Here is a 17,973-nt window from a genome sequence, read left to right on the forward strand (position 1 = left end):
GTCCATGTAATATCATCAATATGTTTTCATGATCTCTCTTATTCGATCCTTTCACTCGATTTCGGTTTTAATGCGACAAAAGCAACTTTGCGTGGAAGGGATGTGGACGGGCGTATGCGCCCGTCCACAAAAGAACTCCGGCAAGTGTACCCTCTGGTTAAAATTTCAGGGCGCCTGCCGAGATGTTGGCGATGAACTGGCGCGCACCGAAGAAGAAGATGATGATCAAGGGTATCGTTGACATTAATGTGCCGGCCATGACCATGCTGTAGTCTGTGCTGTAGACACCATTTAATTGTGCCAGGGCAAGCTGTAGCGTATAGGTTTTGGGATCATTGAGCACAATCAAGGGCCAGAGATAGTCATTCCAGGCATTGATAAAGGTGATAACGCCCAGGAAGCCCAGCGCGGGTCGCAGGGTTGGTAGGGCAACGTTCCAATAGAGACGTAGGTGACTACAACCATCGATGCGGCCCGCGTCAATCAGGTCGCTCTGGATCGCTGATAGCGAGTACTGGCGCATCCAGAAGATGCCGAACGCGGTGACCATGCTTGGGATGATCAACGGCAGGAAGGTGCCGATCCAGCCCAGGTCGGCCATGATGACAAATGATGCCACCAGTGAGCCGGCGGATGGGATGATCATGGTACCTAGCAGGATAACGAACAGCACTTTTTTGCCGGGAAATTCAAATTTGGCAAATGTGAAGCCTGCTATTGAACAGAAGAAGAGGACCAGCACCGTGACGCTGACCGCGATCAGCAATGTATTGCCGAAGTCGGTGAGGAAATCAATATTCTGGAGCACGTGTGAAATGTTGATCCATAATTGATTTCCAAAGATAACTTTTGGCGGAATACGATAGATGTCGCTGGTCGTATTGGTGGACATCACGATCATCCAATAAAATGGGAAGATGGACGCCACCAGGAATATTAACAGGATCACGTGTGTGATGATGCGCTGTGTACGTGTGCCATAATCTTTCATTGCATCGACTCCTTTGTCTTAGTTATCACCGTGCTGTACGATTCTCCAGTTGACGAAGGTAAAGGCCAGCAAGATAAAGAACATGATCCAGCTGACGGCCGCTCCGTATCCATAATGGTACGTGGCAAAGGATTGCCAGTATTGATACAGCGACATGGTGAGGCCCTGGTTGCCGACGCCTCCATTATTTCCATAGAGAATCTTTGGCTCAGTAAAGAGGGTCAGGCCTCCCAGGGTGGAGGAGATGACGGTGAAGAGAATGACCGGCCGCAGCAGCGGGACTGTGATGCGGAAGAAGATGTTGATGGTGTTCGCACCATCTATGCGGGCGGCCTCGTAGAAGTCGGACGGGATGCTTTGGAGGCCAGCCATGTAGACCAGGGCGTTATAGCCTACCCAGCGCCAGATGACGAGCAAGGCGATCGCCCATTTCATGGCCCAGAAATCGCTGAGCCACTGCACCGCAGGCAGGTGCAGGGCAGTCAGTACGGTGTTGATGAGTCCGAACTGTTCGCCAAATAACGAGTTGAAGATCAGTGTAATGGCCACGATCGATGTGATATTCGGCAGAAAGTAGGAGATCTGATAGGCGAACTTGGAGCGTGTCCGCTGGTTGAGCAAGAAGGCCATAATCAATGCCAGGAAGAGCATGGGAATGGTTGACATGAACCAGATCTCAAAGGTATTGAGGATGGCGGTGCCAAACTTGGGATCGGAGAGGGCAAAGGTGAAATTGTTGAAGCCAATGAAGCTCATCTGACCAATGCCGTCCCACTTCTGGAAGGCCAGATACAGCGAGAAAACGGTTGGGATGATGCTGAACGCCAGAAAAATGACAAAGTATGGCGCGATCGACAGATACATGGGAAGATATTTACGGAACTTGCTTTTGGGCTTCACCACAGCATCCTGTCGGGCTTGATGTTGGGAGACAGCAACTGGACTGATACTACTCATGTGTTTCTCCTTCTTCTTTTGAATAGCAGGGATAACAGACGATGACTACCGTAACAGTTGTCTCTGAATTTCTGTTTGAGCGTCATTCCAGGCCTGCTCTGAGTTTTTATTTTGCTGTGCAATCAAGCTTAGTTGATCGCTGTACGCTCCGCCGACGATATCGCTGTACTCATTAAAATAGAAGCGAGGAATATCTTTGGCGGCCACCGAGAAGATCTGGTTGGTGTCCTGCCCGCCGTAAAAGTCTTCCTTAGAGCTCATGCCGGGCTGATCGAGCGTGCTGAGGGTAGAAGGGAAGAGCTGTAATGATTTGTACGCGGTCAACTGGTTCGCGGGATTTTCGAGCCACTTGATAACTTCAAAGGCCTCTTTGGGATGAGCACTGGCTTTGGTGACGGCCAGGAACGAGCCGCCGGAGTTGCCGTCTCCGCCAGGATTGCGAGCGATGCGCCACTTGCCCTTGGTATTTGGCGCGGCATCCTGCAATATTTGCTTCATCCATACGGCGCCGACAAATGAAGCGATGGTGCCGTTGCTGATACCCGCGTTCCATTCTGTGGTCCAGTTATCGATGTTGGCGCTGATGCCCGCCTGGTGAACCTTGTTGGCCAGGGACCATGCCTGCTTGACGATATCCTGGGTGCCGATATACTTGTCGGAGTGGTCAAAATATTGCAGCGCATGCTGACCAACCGCCTGGCTGAAGACGTTGTTGATGTTATCAAACATAAACACTTTGCCGTTGGTGGCCTGTTTCATTTTCGTGCCCGCCTGGATATAGTCATCCCAGGTTTTAAACTGATTGGTGACTTCCTGCGGATCGGTTGGCAGGCCAGCTTTGGCAAAGAGGTCTTCGCGATAGAAGAGAGCGGTTGGACCCGTATCCATCGGCAGGGCGATCAGCTTGCCGCCAGGTGCTACACCTAGATTCCATTTCCAGTCCAGGTATTGAGATTTGATGGAATCGGCACCCAGGGTGCGCAGGTCGACGAACTGGTCTTCATCTGGAAAATAGGTAGCAATGTTGGAGTTGATGCCGAGGAGGTCAGGAACTCCATGATGTCCCGCCATGGATGTTCTGACTTTGCTATCGTAATCGGTGATCTTCTCTGCGCGCAGGTCGATATTCGGAAATACTTTGCCCACTTGTTGGATGAGCGCATCGTCAATTGAGCGGTTCCAATACCACAAGGTAAGCTCAATTTTGGGGCTGGAACCTGGTCCCGCGCAGGCGCTTAGCATGACTGCGAAGAGCGATAGTAAGCATATGATGCTTATTATCGAGGTCGCTACCTTACGCGGTGTGCGATCGGTGGTGTGATTCATGTTGAACCTCTCACTTTCATGAAACTTTGACCCATTCATTCTGGATGCGACAGTAGATAACGTTTTCTTTAAATCGTGTATGGTCAGACCTGGCGCTTACTGGCTTTTAAAAGTTAGCAGCGCTACTAATTCGACTGGATATACGGTTGTTCGCTTTACATTTTGGCCATGTTAGCTGCACCTTAAAGCAGAAACTGCGTGCTCTGCTAATGGCGCTGCTTTAAGCGAAACTTACGCGATCTGTAAGACTTAGAAGGGGTTGGGCTGGAGTGGGGCCCGTAATGCATTTGAAGAGATGTACGAAATAGCAATTGCTGACGCTGGTTTTGACTTGTGCTGCTTGTTAGCATGCCTTGCCTCCTTGCTTGTCGTAGCAAATATGAACGCAGATAATTGCCTGGTTCTGTGATGAATGTCCGCTATGACTTCATTACTTCATTAAGATAAGAATGTATGTACTGTCCTCCTTTCATAGATCTTTTGTTATAGATGAAGTGGTCCCGTTGAGGCACCTGCGAGAAGCTGGGCTGGGAGCACAATCGTCTGCGATGATAATGGATTTTCAATGTTATGTAGCAAGAGATTGATCGCCTCTGCTGCTAGTCTATCTATATCAATTTTGATGGTTGTCAGAGGTGGTGTGGTGAAGCGTGAAATGGCAATGCCATCAAAGCCGATGACCGAGAGGTCACGAGGAATCTGAATATTCAGTTCCCAGGCTGCCGCCATCAAGCCTATGGCCATCATGTCGTTGGTGGCGAACACGGCTGTCGGACGGTTGGGTTGCGTCAGGAGCTCACGACCCACGATTTTGCCCGGTTCTACACTGGAAATTCCATTTTTTACCAGGCGGCTATCAAGCTCAAGGTTGTAGGTTGCCAGGGCCGCCTGCAATCCTTTGACACGGGCCACATGGCAATACTCACCTTCATCAGTCATATGTGTAAGCAAACCAATATGTCGATGTCCTAATGATAGGAGATGCTCACCGGCAAGCTGACCACCCTGAAAGAAGTTATAAGAGAGAGCTGGGAAGGGGCAGGCTTGCATCTCTTCTTCCAGACAATAGATGATTGGCAGATGTGGTAAGGCCATGGCGTGAATAATGTCGAGGGAGATGGCGGCCGAGAAAATAATGACGCCATCCACACGTCGCAGGGCCAGATCTTTCAACATCTTTTGTCCGGTCTGGTCGCCGTTGGAGAATGTCGAGACAAAAATACGGAAGCCAGCCTGGTAAGCCAGGCGCTCCATCGCCGCCGTTATCTCCGCATAGAAAGGATTATCGATCGACGGGAAGACCAGTCCCAGTACGCCGGTTCTTCCCTTAATCAGGCTGCGAGCAACCAGGTTGGGACTGTAATTCAGCTCCTCGGCATATTGCATTACCCTGGCCCGAGTGGCCGAACTAACCGAACCTTTGCCCGACAATACATTGGAAACTGTTGTTGCCGTTACACCTGCGGCCCTGGCAATATCGTAAATAGTTGTCATGGAGCTCCTTCGTCCTCGTAGAAGCCAACGCAAGTTAATCGATAAACGTAATGTTAAATTGTAATTAACATATTTTTCTGGTTAAGTCAATACTTCGCTATATCTACCTGAATTTTCCAATTTCTAAATATAAATAATAAGTTGTCTATGTGTGTTGTCAAATATTTACACAGCAAATATTTGACAACACACATAGACAAATCCCCCATTGTTGGGTAAAATTATTAACTTGAGGTTACATTCATAATATTGCCTTAATATTTCTGTGTCTGCTGGTCATAAACATAAAAAGATATATTTAGACTAAGTCTCAAAGGAGTCATTAATGTTACGCATGCCTGCCCTGATTTCACGGATAGAAGATTTGCCACTTGCGCAGGTATACCTGGTTGCTGGGCCCGCTGCATCCGGCAAGACCACCTTTTCGACGCGATTGGCGCATTATCTTGATGCAGCGGTTCTCTCGATGGATCACTATTTTGTGGATGAGGATGATATCACTATCGAGTATGATGATGTCTATGGGGCGGCTCCTCAATGGGAGAGTCCTGAGGCCTATGATTTTCACACGTTGGGACGAAACATTAAAGAACTTTTGCAGCGGGGGCAGACATTCATTCCTCAATATAGTTTTGTGGCTAACCGCCGCGTTGGTTATCAACCTATGTATTTGCGGCCGCAGCAAAAGCTGATCATCGAAGGGCTGTATACGATTCGCAGCGAACAGTTTTTTCGCGATTATGCACAATCGATTGTCAAAATTTTTGTCGTCGCAGATCTGGATATTCGGCGCGCCCGCGCCCGCGTACGCGATGTCGAAGAGCGCGGCAAGCCGATCGAAGTATTTGACGCCCGCCGTCACTTTATAGAGCTTGGCGAGCGACGCTGGATCCTCCAGCAGGAGCGCGATGCGGATTTCGCGCTCGAAATTCACGATAGCTTCTCCTACGACACCTTCTTTGGTCACCACGCATAAATAACCATCATGATATATACGCATTTTTTTATGCAAAAACCAATTTAAACGTAATTACATAGGTTCGGGGCTTGCCCCCGATTGTCGCCCCGTTAGGGCGACCCTGTATCCTCGCTGCTCGGCCCCCCTTTTCATCACCACGTTACCACACGCGGTGCCCAAAAGCGGATCATCCTCATGGGTATGCGGCCTATGAGGTTCCTCTCACCCGAATCGCCAGAACGACCTATAGCGAGGGAATATCCTATAAAAGGAGCCGAACGATATGGGTACCGGGTCGCACTGCGGTGCGACAATCGGGGGCAAGCCCCGAACCTATTGTTGTTTGTGCGTCTATTGGATTTGAACGTTGCCGGCTACGATGGACGTTGCAGGGTTGGCAACTGTCCTGCGGGCACTTCTTTGAAATCAGGCGCGGTTTCAAGTACCCGTTCGGCTCCGGCTGGATTATACAGGGCGATTAAGCGTAACGGTTCCCAACCTGTATTCAGGGTAGAGTGATAGACGCCGATGGAGACATAGATTGTATCACCGGCCTTGATCGGAAATGCCTCTTCATCATTGACCATCTGTTCCCCCTCGCCCGAGAGCACATAAAGAATCTCTTCCGACTCGGGATGGTTGTGGCGTGCGTGTCCCTTGCCAGGCAGCAGGATAACCTCGCCGAAGGTCAGGCCTGTGCCTACCGTATATTCGGGTTTGACCAGCCATTTGATAATCCCCCAATCAAAAGTTTGCGTGGGAACACTGTGGGGATCAATGGGCTTTTCCATGCTGTTATTCTCCTCTCTGAATGGCTTTGAAGCGGCGTGTATTCTCGGTGATGGCGATTTCCGTGGGGAGACGCTCCATGCTGGATGCACCAAAGAAGCCAGCTATGCCCCTGGTACGCTGGAGGACGTAAGCGGCGTCTTCTAGTTCAGCGATGGGACCACCATGGCATAAGACGAGAATCTCTGGATTGACTTTTTTGGCGGCGTCATGCATGGCCTGGATGCGTGTGACCGCGTCATCCAGCGTTACAGCCGTCTGTGCGCCAATCGAGCCCTTGGTGGTGAGTCCCATGTGAGGCACCAGTATATCCGCGCCTGCTTCGGCCATCGCGCGCGCCTCGTCGGGATTAAAGACATAGGGGGCGGTCAACAGATCCAGCTCATGCGCGGTCCTGATCATGTCGACTTCCAGCCCAAAGCCCATGCCGGTCTCTTCAAGATTCTGGCGGAACGTACCATCGAACAGACCCACGGTAGGGAAGTTCTGCACACCGGCGAAGCCCATCTCTTTGAGCTGACGCAAAAAATAGGGCATCATGCGGAATGGATCGGTGCCGCAGACACCGGCCAGCACAGGCGTCTTTTTCACGACTGGCAAGACTTCATTGGCCATCTCAACCACGATGGCGTTGGCATCTCCATAGGGTAGCAGTCCTGCCAGGGAACCGCGACCAGCCATGCGATAGCGGCCAGAATTATAAATGATAATCAGATCGACCCCACCAGCCTCCACACATTTGGCGGAGAGGCCTGTTCCGGCCCCCGCACCTACAATTACTCCTCCCTGCTTAATTGTTTGTTGAAGACGCGCTAATGCATCTGCTCTTTGCACAGTTTCATCCCTCCTCTGATCAGGACGCGCTGGTCGCGTGCCCGGGTTGCTTGAGTTGTGTCTGGACGTATTCATCCAGGCGGCTGGCCATGGCGCGGGCAAAACGAGGATCGTTGATATCCATATCAAGCTTATGGATCTCTATCTTCTGGTTGAGATTGGTGGTCAGGTTTTCGATCAGCGCTTGATCTGCCTGGGGATCATAGAAGGGGCCACCCTCAACATCGATCATCGAGACGCCGCGCAGGGGAATAAAGACCACGACCGGCCCACTGGCCTGATTGAGCTTGTGCGCCAGGATACGCCCCAGTTCGGCATTTTCTTCAACGGTGGTGCGCATCAAGGTGACGGTCTCATTATGTTTATACAGGTTGCGTTGCTTGAACTTTTCAGGCACGCTATCCATTGGACCAAAGTTGACCATATCCAGCGCGCCCAGGGAGACAACTTGAGGAATACCTTTGGCTCCCGCTGCCTCCAGGCGATGTGGACCAGCGCTCAGTACACCGCCAACTAACTCATCCGCCAGTTCGGTAGTGGTGGTATCCAGTACGCCGGCCAGGAAGCCATCTTTGGCCAGCGTCTCCATCGATTGGCCTCCGGTACCGGTGGCGTGAAAAACCAGCACTTCGTAGCCACGCTTCTCTAGATATTTGCGTGCCTCATCCACACATGGTGTGGTTACTCCAAACATTGTCGCGCCAATCAATGGTTTGCCACTGCTGGCCGCTTTAAAGCTTTCATAGGCGTGGGCCATACCGCTGATGCCGGCGGCAGCATTGGTCAGGATGCGCTCGGAGATGCGATTGATGCCCGCGATATCTACCACCGAATACATCATGGTGATATCTACTGCCCCTACATAGGGACGCGTATCGCCGGCGGCCATGGTAGAGACCACCAGTTTGGGTACACCAATCGGCAGTGCGCGCATCACCTGGGACACAATGGCGGAGCCGCCGGAACCACCCAGACCAAATATACCGTGCACCCGACCCTGCTTAAACAGTTCCAGCACAACCTGGGTGGCACCACGCGCCATCGCAGCCACTGCCGCTCCTCGATCGCCACGGGCAGCAAGTTGTGCTACATCTATGCCTGCGGCCTGCGCGACCTGTTCATGGGGAATATCAGGCTGTACTTGAGGAGAACCCTTGATGCCTGCATCAATCAGAATAACTTCACAGCCCAGTTGCTGAACACGCTGGCGCAAGTAGTCATATTCCACTCCCTTGGTATCCAGCGTTCCGAGTAGTATAACAGTTGCCATGATACTCATCCTTTATCTTCTACAAGAAACACATCATTGTATAGCGAATGTATAAGCACTGTCATTCTCATAGTATAACTTATAATATAAGCCGCTGCGCGGATATTTGAAAACCATGCTTTTCGTGCCTGCGGCACCTGACACTACGCGTCTACGGCGCTCAAAGAGTGGGGACGTCAGCGCCCCTGGTTGGCGAGTCACAATCTCCCTATGGAGATGAAATTCCGACACGTTCTGAGATTGAGTTGCCAGCAGCGTGCCTGGCGCGCTGCTGGCAACTCAGAATAACATTTTTGAGCGCCGTAGGCGCGAAGCGTCAGAGGCCGAAGGCACAAAGATATCTTGTACCTGTCTTTTCCTTGCTGGTATACTAGATATACTTTTTCCATTACGTTACCTGATGAGGCATCTGGTCCATGGAGCAAACTACACCACAGCCTTTTCCACATATCAACCCACCAGATGAGCATCTTCAATTACAAGTTGAAGCGCACGAGGGTGCGCATTCAACAGTCAGCGGTTCGACTGAACAAAGCTCTACTATTTTAAGCGAGGTTGAGACCCTGCTGGAAGCGATTCCAGATGCTATTTTTCAACTGGATATGCAGGGCACCATTGAGTCCTATAATGTGGCGGCACAGTCTTTCTGTGCCCGCATCCTGCGTGAATTTCCACAGAACTTCGCTACGGTGATGTCTATTTGTCACCAGCTGGGCGGTGATGAGCAGGAACAACTTTTTGCGATTGAAAGCACGCCACTGGCGCGTTTGTTAAGCGGCGAGGCATTGTTAGGCTCTGTCGCTACCACCGTAAGTGCGATCGCTTTGGATGGACAAAAGATGTATTTGCAAATCAGTGGCAAGCCATTGCAGGATGAGCAGGGACAATCGTGCAGTATACTGGTTGTGGTGCGGGATGTGACCGGTCCCCATCAATTGCAGCAGGATTTAGAGGAGACTCTGGAGCGGCGTCTGTTGGAGCAGCTCCATCTGCATGAGCTTCAACAGCGTGTACAGCATCTTTCTAGTTCTCTGGCCGAGTATGCCTATGTGTGCTATATTGCACCGGATGGCCAGCTGCGCCGTGAGTGGGTCTCAGATACGTTGCTAAGCCTGCTCGAATATACGGGGGAAGAACTGGATGCGTTAGGGTGGAATATCGTTCAATTATGTCATCCTGACGACCTTCCAAAGGCAGCGGCGCGCATTGCCGCCATGCATGCAGGAGTGGCTGACGAGCAGGAGTGGCGCATAATCGCAAAATCTGGCGCGATGTACTGGTTGCATGACATTTGCCACTGTGTGAAGGATGAGGCAGCTGGCATTACCAGGATCTATGCGGTGGCAAAAAATATCACCGAGCGCAAAGAGGCAGAGCAACAGGTGTGGCAGTTGCGCCAACAATTGGATGTCACCTTTGAAGCTATCGCTGATGGTATCGTCATCCTGGGTTGTGAGGGGGAAATTCTGCGCATAAATCAGGCTGCTCGGGATCTGGCGTGCCTGACTTCGCAGGATGCAGATTTTACAAGTTGTTCCCTGGCGGAGCGCGTGGCAAAGCTACAGATGCGGGATGTGCATGGTCAGCCTTTATCTTTAGAGCAGACACCGCCGTATCGTATTTTGCATGGCGAAGTATTGGAAAAATCGGGCACTGAAGATATACAAATAATGGCTCTGGACGGCCACACGTTGACCCTGAATATCGGAGGAACGCCTATTTATGCGGCGGATGGACAACTGCTGGGCGCTGTTTTGATCTGGCGCGATGTCTCTCTCCGTTATCAACAAGAGCGCCGCAAGCGCGAAGCATTGCTCACTCTGTTGCATATGGCGGAGTCTCTGGCACGTTTTCCCGATCAGGGCGATTCCAGCAGCAGAGAGAGGGGCTATAATAACCGCCAGGAGATCGCGGTCGAGATGCTGACGCTGACGCGCGACCTCTTTGAGAGCCAGCTTGGCTATATCGTGACTATTGAAGCGGAGAGTGGGCGTTTTCAGCCGTTGGCTGTGAGTGGGAGAAGCGCTATTGAGCGGGCTAATATTTATGAGAGGTTGGCCAACTACCACCTGGCTACATTTTTTGATCCAGACCAACTGGCATCGTTACAGGCGGGCGAGGCCTTAGCATTAGATGTGAAACAATCGCCAGCCCTGACCACTACCCTGGCCGCCTATGGTGTCAAAACGGTCTTAATTGCTCCTCTTTATGTCAGCGGTGCGTATCCTGGATTGATTTGTATCGATTGGTGTGATGTAGAAGATGTTTATCCTTTGCATGAGGCCCTGGCGCTGTTAAAAGCTGTTGGCAAGCTCATTGCCCTGTTAATTGAGCGCGAACGTTTAATGTGGGAGCGAACCGCCGCCGAGGCTCGTGCAGTGGCTGAAGATCAGGTTAGTCGCCAGCAGGATGAATTTCTTAACCTGGCCAGGCACGAACTTAGAGCTCCGTTGGCGACCGTCAAAGCCAGTATCCAGATAACCCGGCGCCTGCTCAAGCGCCTCAAGGACGCGGTGGCGGTCAGGAATAATGATCAGACAATTATGTTGATGCGGCAGATCGTCGATATGTTGGAGCGTGGGGAGCGACAGGTTACACTTGAGCATCGCCTCATCGATGATATCCTGGATGCATCCTATATTCAGGGGCAGTGTTTAGACTTGCTGCCCACGCTATTTGATCTGACCGCGCTGGTAAAGCGTGTAATGGCTTCGGCGGTTGCGGAGGACGAGACCCATCTGATCATTCTGCGTGAGTCTGCCACCGAACAGCCACTCTTTGTTGCTGCCGATGAGATGCGTATCGAGCAGGTCTTACTGAATTACATCAATAACGCCAGCAAATATAGTCCTGATGATACTCTAATTGAGTTACGAATTTGTGCCTTTGACAACATTGTAAAGATAGAAGTGCGAGACCAGGGATCTGGCGTGCCTCAAGCAGAGCAGGTGCGTATCTGGGAACGTTTTTACCAGGTACCCGATCGGGTTATCTATAGTGGATCCCCCGGTATGGGCCTGGGGCTCTATATCAGCCGGGGAATTATCCTGCAACACCATGGTCAGGTGGGAGTTGATAGCTCTCCAACCTCTGGATCAACGTTCTGGTTCACTTTGCCATTAGCGCATAGATAATGTAGAATGGCAAAATATATGCAAATATAGAAAAGAGCCGCTCATGTATTCTGGTTTGGTTGGGTGACCTTGCCCGGGATATCGCCTGAGGGTGTCATTCGCAATTTTGCAAAATTGTGAATGACACCCGTCCCCCGATTACCTCTAACATAGATTTCATTTTTATGTTATACTTCTATATGGAACTATGAGTTAAAATCGTTTTGCCTCATGCACCAGTGCTACAGCGTCTTTGGTAGTATCCACGTTCCAGAAGCATTTATTTTTCAGCGCCGAAAACTCCTGCTACTTTTACCCATCAATGTTTTGATGTCCCTCACGCTGAATGGTGTTCATTGCCGCTGTAAGCGCAATGCTTTTTTATGTACAAATTCTTTATTATTGTTCAGCATGGGAAAATAAATGAAGCATTCTATTTATAAGTTATCTGGCGCATTTCTGACTTATATCACCACTAATTTGAGATTAGATCGGTCTGCCATCATTAGTGGCATACGTAAGAGGAAAGCTTGAAGGTTGTGCAAGGTTCTTTGCAGACATTGCTGCTGCTGCGCACGCATGAATTAGCCGAGCAGCGGATAGATACGCCAATTCGAGAAGCAGTCAGAGACTTTATCCTGGTTGGTTCACAACTGGATCGCCTGACCCACGACATCTCCGCCATGTCTCGCCTTTAAATCAAAATCGGAGGCAAGGAGGAGACGAGCATGCCCCGGCATGCTCGTCCGAACCTATGGTTTTTATTTGTATGAACGACGAAAAGATGCGCCGGATGGCGCATCTTTTCGTCGTTCATACTATTTATATATTTTCGCCGCCGTAGGGGCACCTCTTATTGGAAAATAATCGGAAGCAACTCTTTCAGAATAAGAGCATTATCCACATCAGCCGTCAACTCTTCGAACCAGGCATGGTCGGGATCGTCTTTGCTGTAGACGCGCGTATAAGTTTCTCCCACCTCAATGGATTCAATCTCGTCCCAGGGGAGCTGTTCTTCTTCTTCGCTATTGGCGCGTACATGGCTGATCTCTTCCTGATTGATGATCAGGTCTCCAAATTCTAGATCCTCGCCCAGGCGATAGAGCTCAAGCATCCCTGGATAACGATAGTTGGTGTAGGCGCGTTCAATCGTATCACAGAGTTCGGTGCGTTGTTGCACTTTGGGCTCCAGCACCAGTAATACATCCTTATCAGTGATAAACGAGAGTGTATCGTTGATTACGTGGTCTGGATGTTTGGAGTTCAGGCTGCCACGCATGAGGCTTTCAATATTGTCCCAGCGTAGCACATGGCTTTGTTGACGCCCCTCTAAAAAGACAAAGCCGTCCTCAAATACATGGACCTGCTCACGATGGCGATAGCTATATTCGCGCAGATTGCGCCACCCTTGCAACAAACAGCCAAGGAGAAGAATCAGGCTAATTACGCCAATGGCCCCGATGGAGCGCAGGGTTGGGGGATCAGCCAGCGTCTGGCTGAGTATAATTTTGCGCACGGCATCGGCCAGAAAGAAGAGTCCAATGATACTGATGGCAAACCAGACAATGGCATTGATGAGCAATCTCGCGCCATTAATAGTTGATTGAGTATAGGATGAGCACCGTTCTCCTAATGTATAGGCCGTTGCCAGTCGCTGTACTTCGGCATAATATGGTGATGATAACTCATTATCGATATTTTGTGTATCTTGTTGTGACTTCACGCTTTTGTCTGGCCTCCGTTCATATGTCCTTTGCTTTGTCGTATTATACACTATACATCCCACCAGTGAGTATGCATATAGATGTGTGGTGAAATAGATGATGCGTTTGCTTCCCATCACCATGGGAAGCAAAGCGCTCCCATACGGGCGTCCGCATGCGCGGCCGCACTATTTTTATGTGATGGTACAAACAGTGCGCCGGGCGCATTGTTTGTACCATCACATAAAAATGTGTTTGAAGTCCATATCTTTAGTCAGACAATGGTGCAAAAAAAGCTCACTGAGCGAGCTTTTTTTGCACCATTGTCTGACTAAAACTTTTTTTGATGCTATGGTTAATTAGTGGCCTGGCCAACCTTGCCTGGATTGGTAGCAAATTGATAGCCGATACCGATCTTCGTCAAAATATAGTTTGGACGGCTTGGGTCTGGCTCTATCTTGCGCCGTAAGCGATTGACATTGACTTGCAGCATATGGCTCTCGCCCACATATTCATTGCCCCAGACATGCTCAAGGAGCAGGTCCTGCGTCACTACCCGTCCTGCATTCTGGGTCAGGTAAGCCAGAATGCGATATTCGGTTGGTGTCAGGATAATTTCTGTTTCTCCCATCTGCACTTTTCGTTGAGCATAATCAATGGTTAGATCACCAATTTGTGTGACTGTGCGGGCCGCGTGGGTTTGCTCATGCGACATAAACTGTGTGCGCCGCAGGACTGCTCGGACGCGAGCCAGCAACTCCTCAATGCTAAACGGTTTGGTTAGATAGTCGTCGGCCCCTAGATCGAGCCCTTTTACTTTATCACTATCCTGGCCGCGCGCCGTAATGATAATGATTGGTACCGCCGAGAACTCACGCACATGCTGGCAGACGGTCAGGCCGTCCATGCGGGGCATCATCACGTCGAGCAGAACTAAATCGGGATGATGTGCTTCAATCATCTCCAGGGCTTCCTGACCATCGCGGGCAGTTACTACTTCATAGCCATCAAACTCCAGGTTGCGAGAGACGAGGCGTAGTAACTGTGGATCATCGTCAGCTGTCAGGATTCTGGTCTTTTTTGAAGTCATAGGGTTCAATCCTTTTTAATGAATACTGTGCACAGGCATAAAGTTTTTACGCTACTTCGCTGCTGATGGGCAGAAGGATATGTATAGTGGTTCCTACGCCAACAGTGCTTTCCGCCCAGATGCTGCCATGGTGAAGCTCAATCAGATACCTGCTGATCGTTAATCCCAGGCCCAGCCCGTTGATCTCACGGGTCAGACCCAGTTCAACGCGTTGGAAACGGCCAAAAATCTGTTCAAGCTTATCTGTAGGAATGCCGGTACCGTAATCGCGCACGGTAACCGCGATCATCTTGTTGGCATCTACATCTCCATGAACTGTCAGGCGCTCTTTTTCCTCGTCTGTACATACAGGTGAAAGCGTAATGTCTATCGAGCTATTGCTATCTGAATATTTAAGCGCGTTATCAAGTATATTTTCGAAGGCGGTCAACAGATGATGCTGATCTGCCTGGAGCAGTATATCGTGTGCAAGTGGCATTCCTACGCATGAGGAATGCAGGAGGCGAAATTGACGGCCGGGCGCGGTACGCTCAACTTTTGTGATAGCCGTGCGCAGCAGATGGGGCAGACTGATCGTAGCAGAATTAAGGACGATGGTGCCACTTTCCATTTGCGCCAGTTCCATCAGTCGGTCGATACTGGCAGCTAGTCGATTACTCCCTTCATCAATAGCTCTGAGAAAGTCTGTGCGTTCATTCTGGTCAATTATTTGATCATAGTGTAAAAGCGTGGTTACATAGCCTTTAATGATAGCCAGTGGGCCGCGCAATTCATGGCTAAGGGTTGCGAGTAATTCAGCATTTAAGAATTGTGCAGAAAAATGTCGATCTGAAATTGTATCAGGTTGCTCATTTCCTTTGTGATCATCGGTCATGGATATATTCCTTACCGTTTTTCCTACCAATTCTTGTTCTTTCCCTGGCATAATTTTTCTGATATCCCCAAGCTAATAAAGGATGTATATAAGGCGTGCTCCTTGAAAAATCGCTACACCTCTTAGATGTTCAATCCGGTCGACAATTTTCAATGTACAAACCCTTGTCAGCAACACACTTGTGCTTTACTATAGATTATAGATTGGAACGCTCTAAAGAGAAAGAGTAAGATGCCCGTTGGCGTCACAATGAAATCACAATATATATAGCCTATACTTGATATACTATTTTATCTACATATTTTTTTTATCTACATATTTTCATGTGGAAAAGGGCGATGTTATGGAACAATTTCAGAAGAAGGCTTCCTCAGAAGTAGAGCGTTTTGATGCTCTGAGTCGGGTAAGTGTGGCTTTGATGAGCGAAAAGAATGAGTCGCGCCTTCTTCATCTAATTGCACAGACGGCAACGGATCTGACCGGGGCCGCCTATGCGGCCTTTACGCTGCGCCCGGTGAATGAGCAGGGGGTGGCGCTGGTGCCTGCGGAGGGAAATCTCTTTTACCTGGCCGCGGTTGTTGGTGTGACCAAAGAGCAAGAAGATTTCTTTCGCAAGATCCATCTAGGTGGTGAAGGACTACTGGCCCCTATTTTTCGCTACGGTGTTCCTGTGCGGGTGGGGAATGCGATGAAGCTGGCGTCTATGCATACCCGCAGTACTACTTACTCTCATGAAGAGGCGCGAGAAGTGGCTTTCAAGTTCGCCCATGGCAACGCGCCCGTCAATGAACTGCGCCTGGTAGGTGTTCCATCTATGCACCCGGTGATCTGTAGTTTTCTGGGAGTTCCTCTGCTGGATAGAAATGACGAGGTGCGCGGAGGTTTGTTGCTGGGCCATCCTGCACCCGATCGTTTTACCGCGGACGACGAGCGGCTCCTGCAAGGATTGGCCGCGCAGGCGGCGGTCGCCCTGGAGAATGCACGCCTCTATCAAGCTATGCAGATGCGCGCTCGGGAGATGGATGCGCTTTTCCAGAGCATTGCGGATGGAGTGATCCTGGTTGATCAGCGGGGCAACATTATACGCGAGAATGAGCGTGCCCGCCGGTTGCGTCAGCAATTGCTACAACTACCTGATGGGCAACATATATTGGATCAGATGCTTTACCTGCCGGCGGCTACTGCCCTGAGCAAGCAGGTTAAAGAAGAGGCCACTATCTCCGTGATTGATAAGTCCCATGAGCAGCATGATTATGTGATTAATGCTGCACCTCTGCATTGGGATGAACTGTATAAGAACTCGGCTCCGCTGGGCGATGCCAATCAGGCCTCGTCACAGGAAGCTATTTCTGAAGCTGTTGTGGTCTGGCACGATACGACAGAGGCTCAGCGTCTGCTGCGTGAGCGGCAAATTCATGCTGGCACCGAAGCCAGGCGTTTTCTGTTGCAGATGATCCTGGATGAATTGCCCACCAGCGTCTACCTGGTGGAGGGAAAAGATGCTCGACTTGTGATGTCGAACCATGCCACGCGCACCGTATTTGGGGCGGAATGGAAGCTGGGCCAGTCGATGCAATCCTTCCTGGACGAGAACCAGATCCGCATCTTTATGAACAATGGCCGTATCCTTCCAGGAGAACAACTGGCCACGCTGCGTGCGGTACAGAAAGGTGAGACGGTCTACCAGCATCAGGAGATTATTCGCCATGCCGATGGTACAACGTTACCTGTGCTGGTCAATGCTATTGCGCTGGCGCCTGATAAATTTCAGGTGCGGCACCTGGCTGATTTGGCGCCTCAAGAGACTGAACTATCGGCGATCGTCGTCCACCAGGATGTGACCGCGCTTAAAGAGGCTGAATATTTAAAAGACGAGTTTATTGGTATCGCCGCCCATGAGCTGCGCAATCCTCTGGCCATATTGCATGGCTGCGCACAGACCTTAATTGTTCAGACTTCACGCGGCAATGGTACTGCCCTGGATGAGTGGCAGTTAGAGGCCATTCAAGATATCGATCAGGCCACCATGCGCCTGGTGGAATTGACCGAAGATTTGCTGGATGTGTCGCGTTTACATGCCGGTCGTCTGGAGCTACATACCGAGGCCATCGACCTCGTTGCCCTGGCTCAACGCGTCGTGAAGCGTACACAAATGATGACGGAGCAGCACCAATTAAGTGTGAAGTACGAGGCCGACCATCTCATCGTGAATGCTGATAGCCGCCGTCTTGAACAGGTGCTAAGCAATGTGCTAAACAATGCCATCAAGTATAGTCCTGATGGCGGCGTGGTCGAAATTACCCTGACAAAACCCCTCAGCAAACAACAATGCCTGATCGCCATCAAAGATTCGGGTATTGGTATTCCCGCTCAGCAGCAGGCCCGCATTTTCGGCCGCTTCGTGCGCGCGGATAATGTGCATGGTATCAGTGGCACCGGCCTTGGCCTCTATCTCTGCCGCGAACTGGTTGAGCGCCACAATGGTCGCATCTGGTTTGAGTCGAGCGAAAATGTTGGCACGACATTTTATATTTCATTGCCCCTGGTCGATGATATAAATATGTAGGTTCGAGC

At 50.4% G+C, this 17,973-nt stretch carries 14 protein-coding genes; 4 read left to right on the forward strand and 10 right to left on the reverse strand.

All coding sequences use genetic code 11. The annotated features are described in order from the left end of the window. Positions 1–157: 157 nt before the first annotated feature. From JMI88_RS08120 to JMI88_RS08135, 4 genes are all read right to left on the reverse strand, one after another. Entirely contained in the window at positions 158–991 is an 834-nt protein-coding gene (locus tag JMI88_RS08120; protein WP_201361308.1) for a carbohydrate ABC transporter permease, read from the reverse strand. Positions 992–1,009: 18 nt separating this feature from the next. Then, positions 1,010–1,948 carry a carbohydrate ABC transporter permease gene (locus JMI88_RS08125; RefSeq protein ID WP_201361309.1) on the reverse strand — a complete coding sequence of 313 codons (939 nt, stop codon included), beginning with the start codon at positions 1,946–1,948 and terminating at the stop codon, positions 1,010–1,012. 45 nt (positions 1,949–1,993) lie between these two features. Further along, on the reverse strand, positions 1,994–3,274 hold the full coding sequence (locus JMI88_RS08130) for an ABC transporter substrate-binding protein (protein ID WP_201361310.1): 1,281 nt from the start codon (positions 3,272–3,274) through the stop codon (positions 1,994–1,996). A 483-nt stretch (positions 3,275–3,757) separates the two neighbouring features. Further along, positions 3,758–4,768, reverse strand: coding sequence for a LacI family DNA-binding transcriptional regulator (locus JMI88_RS08135; RefSeq protein WP_201361311.1), 1,011 nt, complete (start codon positions 4,766–4,768; stop codon positions 3,758–3,760). 325 nt (positions 4,769–5,093) lie between these two features. On the opposite strand from JMI88_RS08135, the gene JMI88_RS08140 reads away from it, so the two are divergent. Beyond that, the gene (locus JMI88_RS08140; protein ID WP_201361312.1) at positions 5,094–5,744 is read left to right on the forward strand and encodes a uridine kinase family protein; all 651 of its coding nucleotides are present in this window, start codon (positions 5,094–5,096) and stop codon (positions 5,742–5,744) included. A gap of 356 nt (positions 5,745–6,100) precedes the next feature. Here JMI88_RS08140 and JMI88_RS08145 read toward each other — a convergent pair whose 3' ends face one another. Genes JMI88_RS08145 through JMI88_RS08155 form a run of 3 tightly spaced genes read right to left on the reverse strand, consistent with a single transcriptional unit; the run spans position 6,101 to position 8,619 of the window. After that, positions 6,101–6,517, reverse strand: a complete 417-nt coding sequence (locus tag JMI88_RS08145) for a cupin domain-containing protein (protein ID WP_201361313.1) — start codon at positions 6,515–6,517, stop codon at positions 6,101–6,103. Positions 6,518–6,521: 4 nt separating this feature from the next. Beyond that, positions 6,522–7,349 carry a phosphoenolpyruvate hydrolase family protein gene (locus JMI88_RS08150; RefSeq protein ID WP_201361314.1) on the reverse strand — a complete coding sequence of 276 codons (828 nt, stop codon included), beginning with the start codon at positions 7,347–7,349 and terminating at the stop codon, positions 6,522–6,524. Between the two features lie 19 nt (positions 7,350–7,368). Continuing rightward, positions 7,369–8,619, reverse strand: a complete 1,251-nt coding sequence (locus JMI88_RS08155; RefSeq protein ID WP_201361315.1) for a Tm-1-like ATP-binding domain-containing protein — start codon at positions 8,617–8,619, stop codon at positions 7,369–7,371. 416 nt (positions 8,620–9,035) lie between these two features. On the opposite strand from JMI88_RS08155, the gene JMI88_RS08160 reads away from it, so the two are divergent. After that, positions 9,036–11,753, forward strand: a complete 2,718-nt coding sequence (locus JMI88_RS08160) for a PAS domain-containing sensor histidine kinase (RefSeq protein WP_201361316.1) — start codon at positions 9,036–9,038, stop codon at positions 11,751–11,753. Positions 11,754–12,271: 518 nt separating this feature from the next. Then, complete coding sequence (locus JMI88_RS08165) at positions 12,272–12,430, forward strand: hypothetical protein (protein WP_201361317.1); 159 nt, start codon at positions 12,272–12,274, stop codon at positions 12,428–12,430. 155 nt (positions 12,431–12,585) lie between these two features. Here JMI88_RS08165 and JMI88_RS08170 read toward each other — a convergent pair whose 3' ends face one another. The 3 genes from JMI88_RS08170 to JMI88_RS08180 form a co-directional block, all read right to left on the reverse strand. Next, on the reverse strand, positions 12,586–13,455 hold the full coding sequence (locus tag JMI88_RS08170) for a DUF6585 family protein (RefSeq protein ID WP_201361318.1): 870 nt from the start codon (positions 13,453–13,455) through the stop codon (positions 12,586–12,588). 335 nt (positions 13,456–13,790) lie between these two features. Continuing rightward, positions 13,791–14,525, reverse strand: a complete 735-nt coding sequence (locus JMI88_RS08175; RefSeq protein WP_201361319.1) for a response regulator transcription factor — start codon at positions 14,523–14,525, stop codon at positions 13,791–13,793. Between the two features lie 46 nt (positions 14,526–14,571). Continuing rightward, positions 14,572–15,399: a sensor histidine kinase gene (locus tag JMI88_RS08180; RefSeq protein ID WP_201361320.1), complete on the reverse strand. Its 828-nt coding sequence runs from the start codon at positions 15,397–15,399 to the stop codon at positions 14,572–14,574. A gap of 343 nt (positions 15,400–15,742) precedes the next feature. Here JMI88_RS08180 and JMI88_RS08185 point away from each other — a divergent pair, with 343 nt between their 5' ends. After that, positions 15,743–17,965, forward strand: a complete 2,223-nt coding sequence (locus tag JMI88_RS08185; RefSeq protein ID WP_201361321.1) for a sensor histidine kinase — start codon at positions 15,743–15,745, stop codon at positions 17,963–17,965. The last annotated feature ends 8 nt before the right edge of the window (positions 17,966–17,973 follow it).

Source organism: Dictyobacter formicarum (genome assembly GCF_016587435.1).

Coding starts and splice junctions, on each gene's coding strand:
- JMI88_RS08120 (WP_201361308.1), bottom strand. CDS start 991: ATGAAAGATTATGGCACACGTACACAGCGCATCATCACACACGTGATC.
- JMI88_RS08125 (WP_201361309.1), bottom strand. CDS start 1,948: ATGAGTAGTATCAGTCCAGTTGCTGTCTCCCAACATCAAGCCCGACAG.
- JMI88_RS08130 (WP_201361310.1), bottom strand. CDS start 3,274: ATGAATCACACCACCGATCGCACACCGCGTAAGGTAGCGACCTCGATA.
- JMI88_RS08135 (WP_201361311.1), bottom strand. CDS start 4,768: ATGACAACTATTTACGATATTGCCAGGGCCGCAGGTGTAACGGCAACA.
- JMI88_RS08140 (WP_201361312.1), top strand. CDS start 5,094: ATGTTACGCATGCCTGCCCTGATTTCACGGATAGAAGATTTGCCACTT.
- JMI88_RS08145 (WP_201361313.1), bottom strand. CDS start 6,517: ATGGAAAAGCCCATTGATCCCCACAGTGTTCCCACGCAAACTTTTGAT.
- JMI88_RS08155 (WP_201361315.1), bottom strand. CDS start 8,619: ATGGCAACTGTTATACTACTCGGAACGCTGGATACCAAGGGAGTGGAA.
- JMI88_RS08160 (WP_201361316.1), top strand. CDS start 9,036: ATGGAGCAAACTACACCACAGCCTTTTCCACATATCAACCCACCAGAT.
- JMI88_RS08175 (WP_201361319.1), bottom strand. CDS start 14,525: ATGACTTCAAAAAAGACCAGAATCCTGACAGCTGACGATGATCCACAG.
- JMI88_RS08180 (WP_201361320.1), bottom strand. CDS start 15,399: ATGACCGATGATCACAAAGGAAATGAGCAACCTGATACAATTTCAGAT.
- JMI88_RS08185 (WP_201361321.1), top strand. CDS start 15,743: ATGGAACAATTTCAGAAGAAGGCTTCCTCAGAAGTAGAGCGTTTTGAT.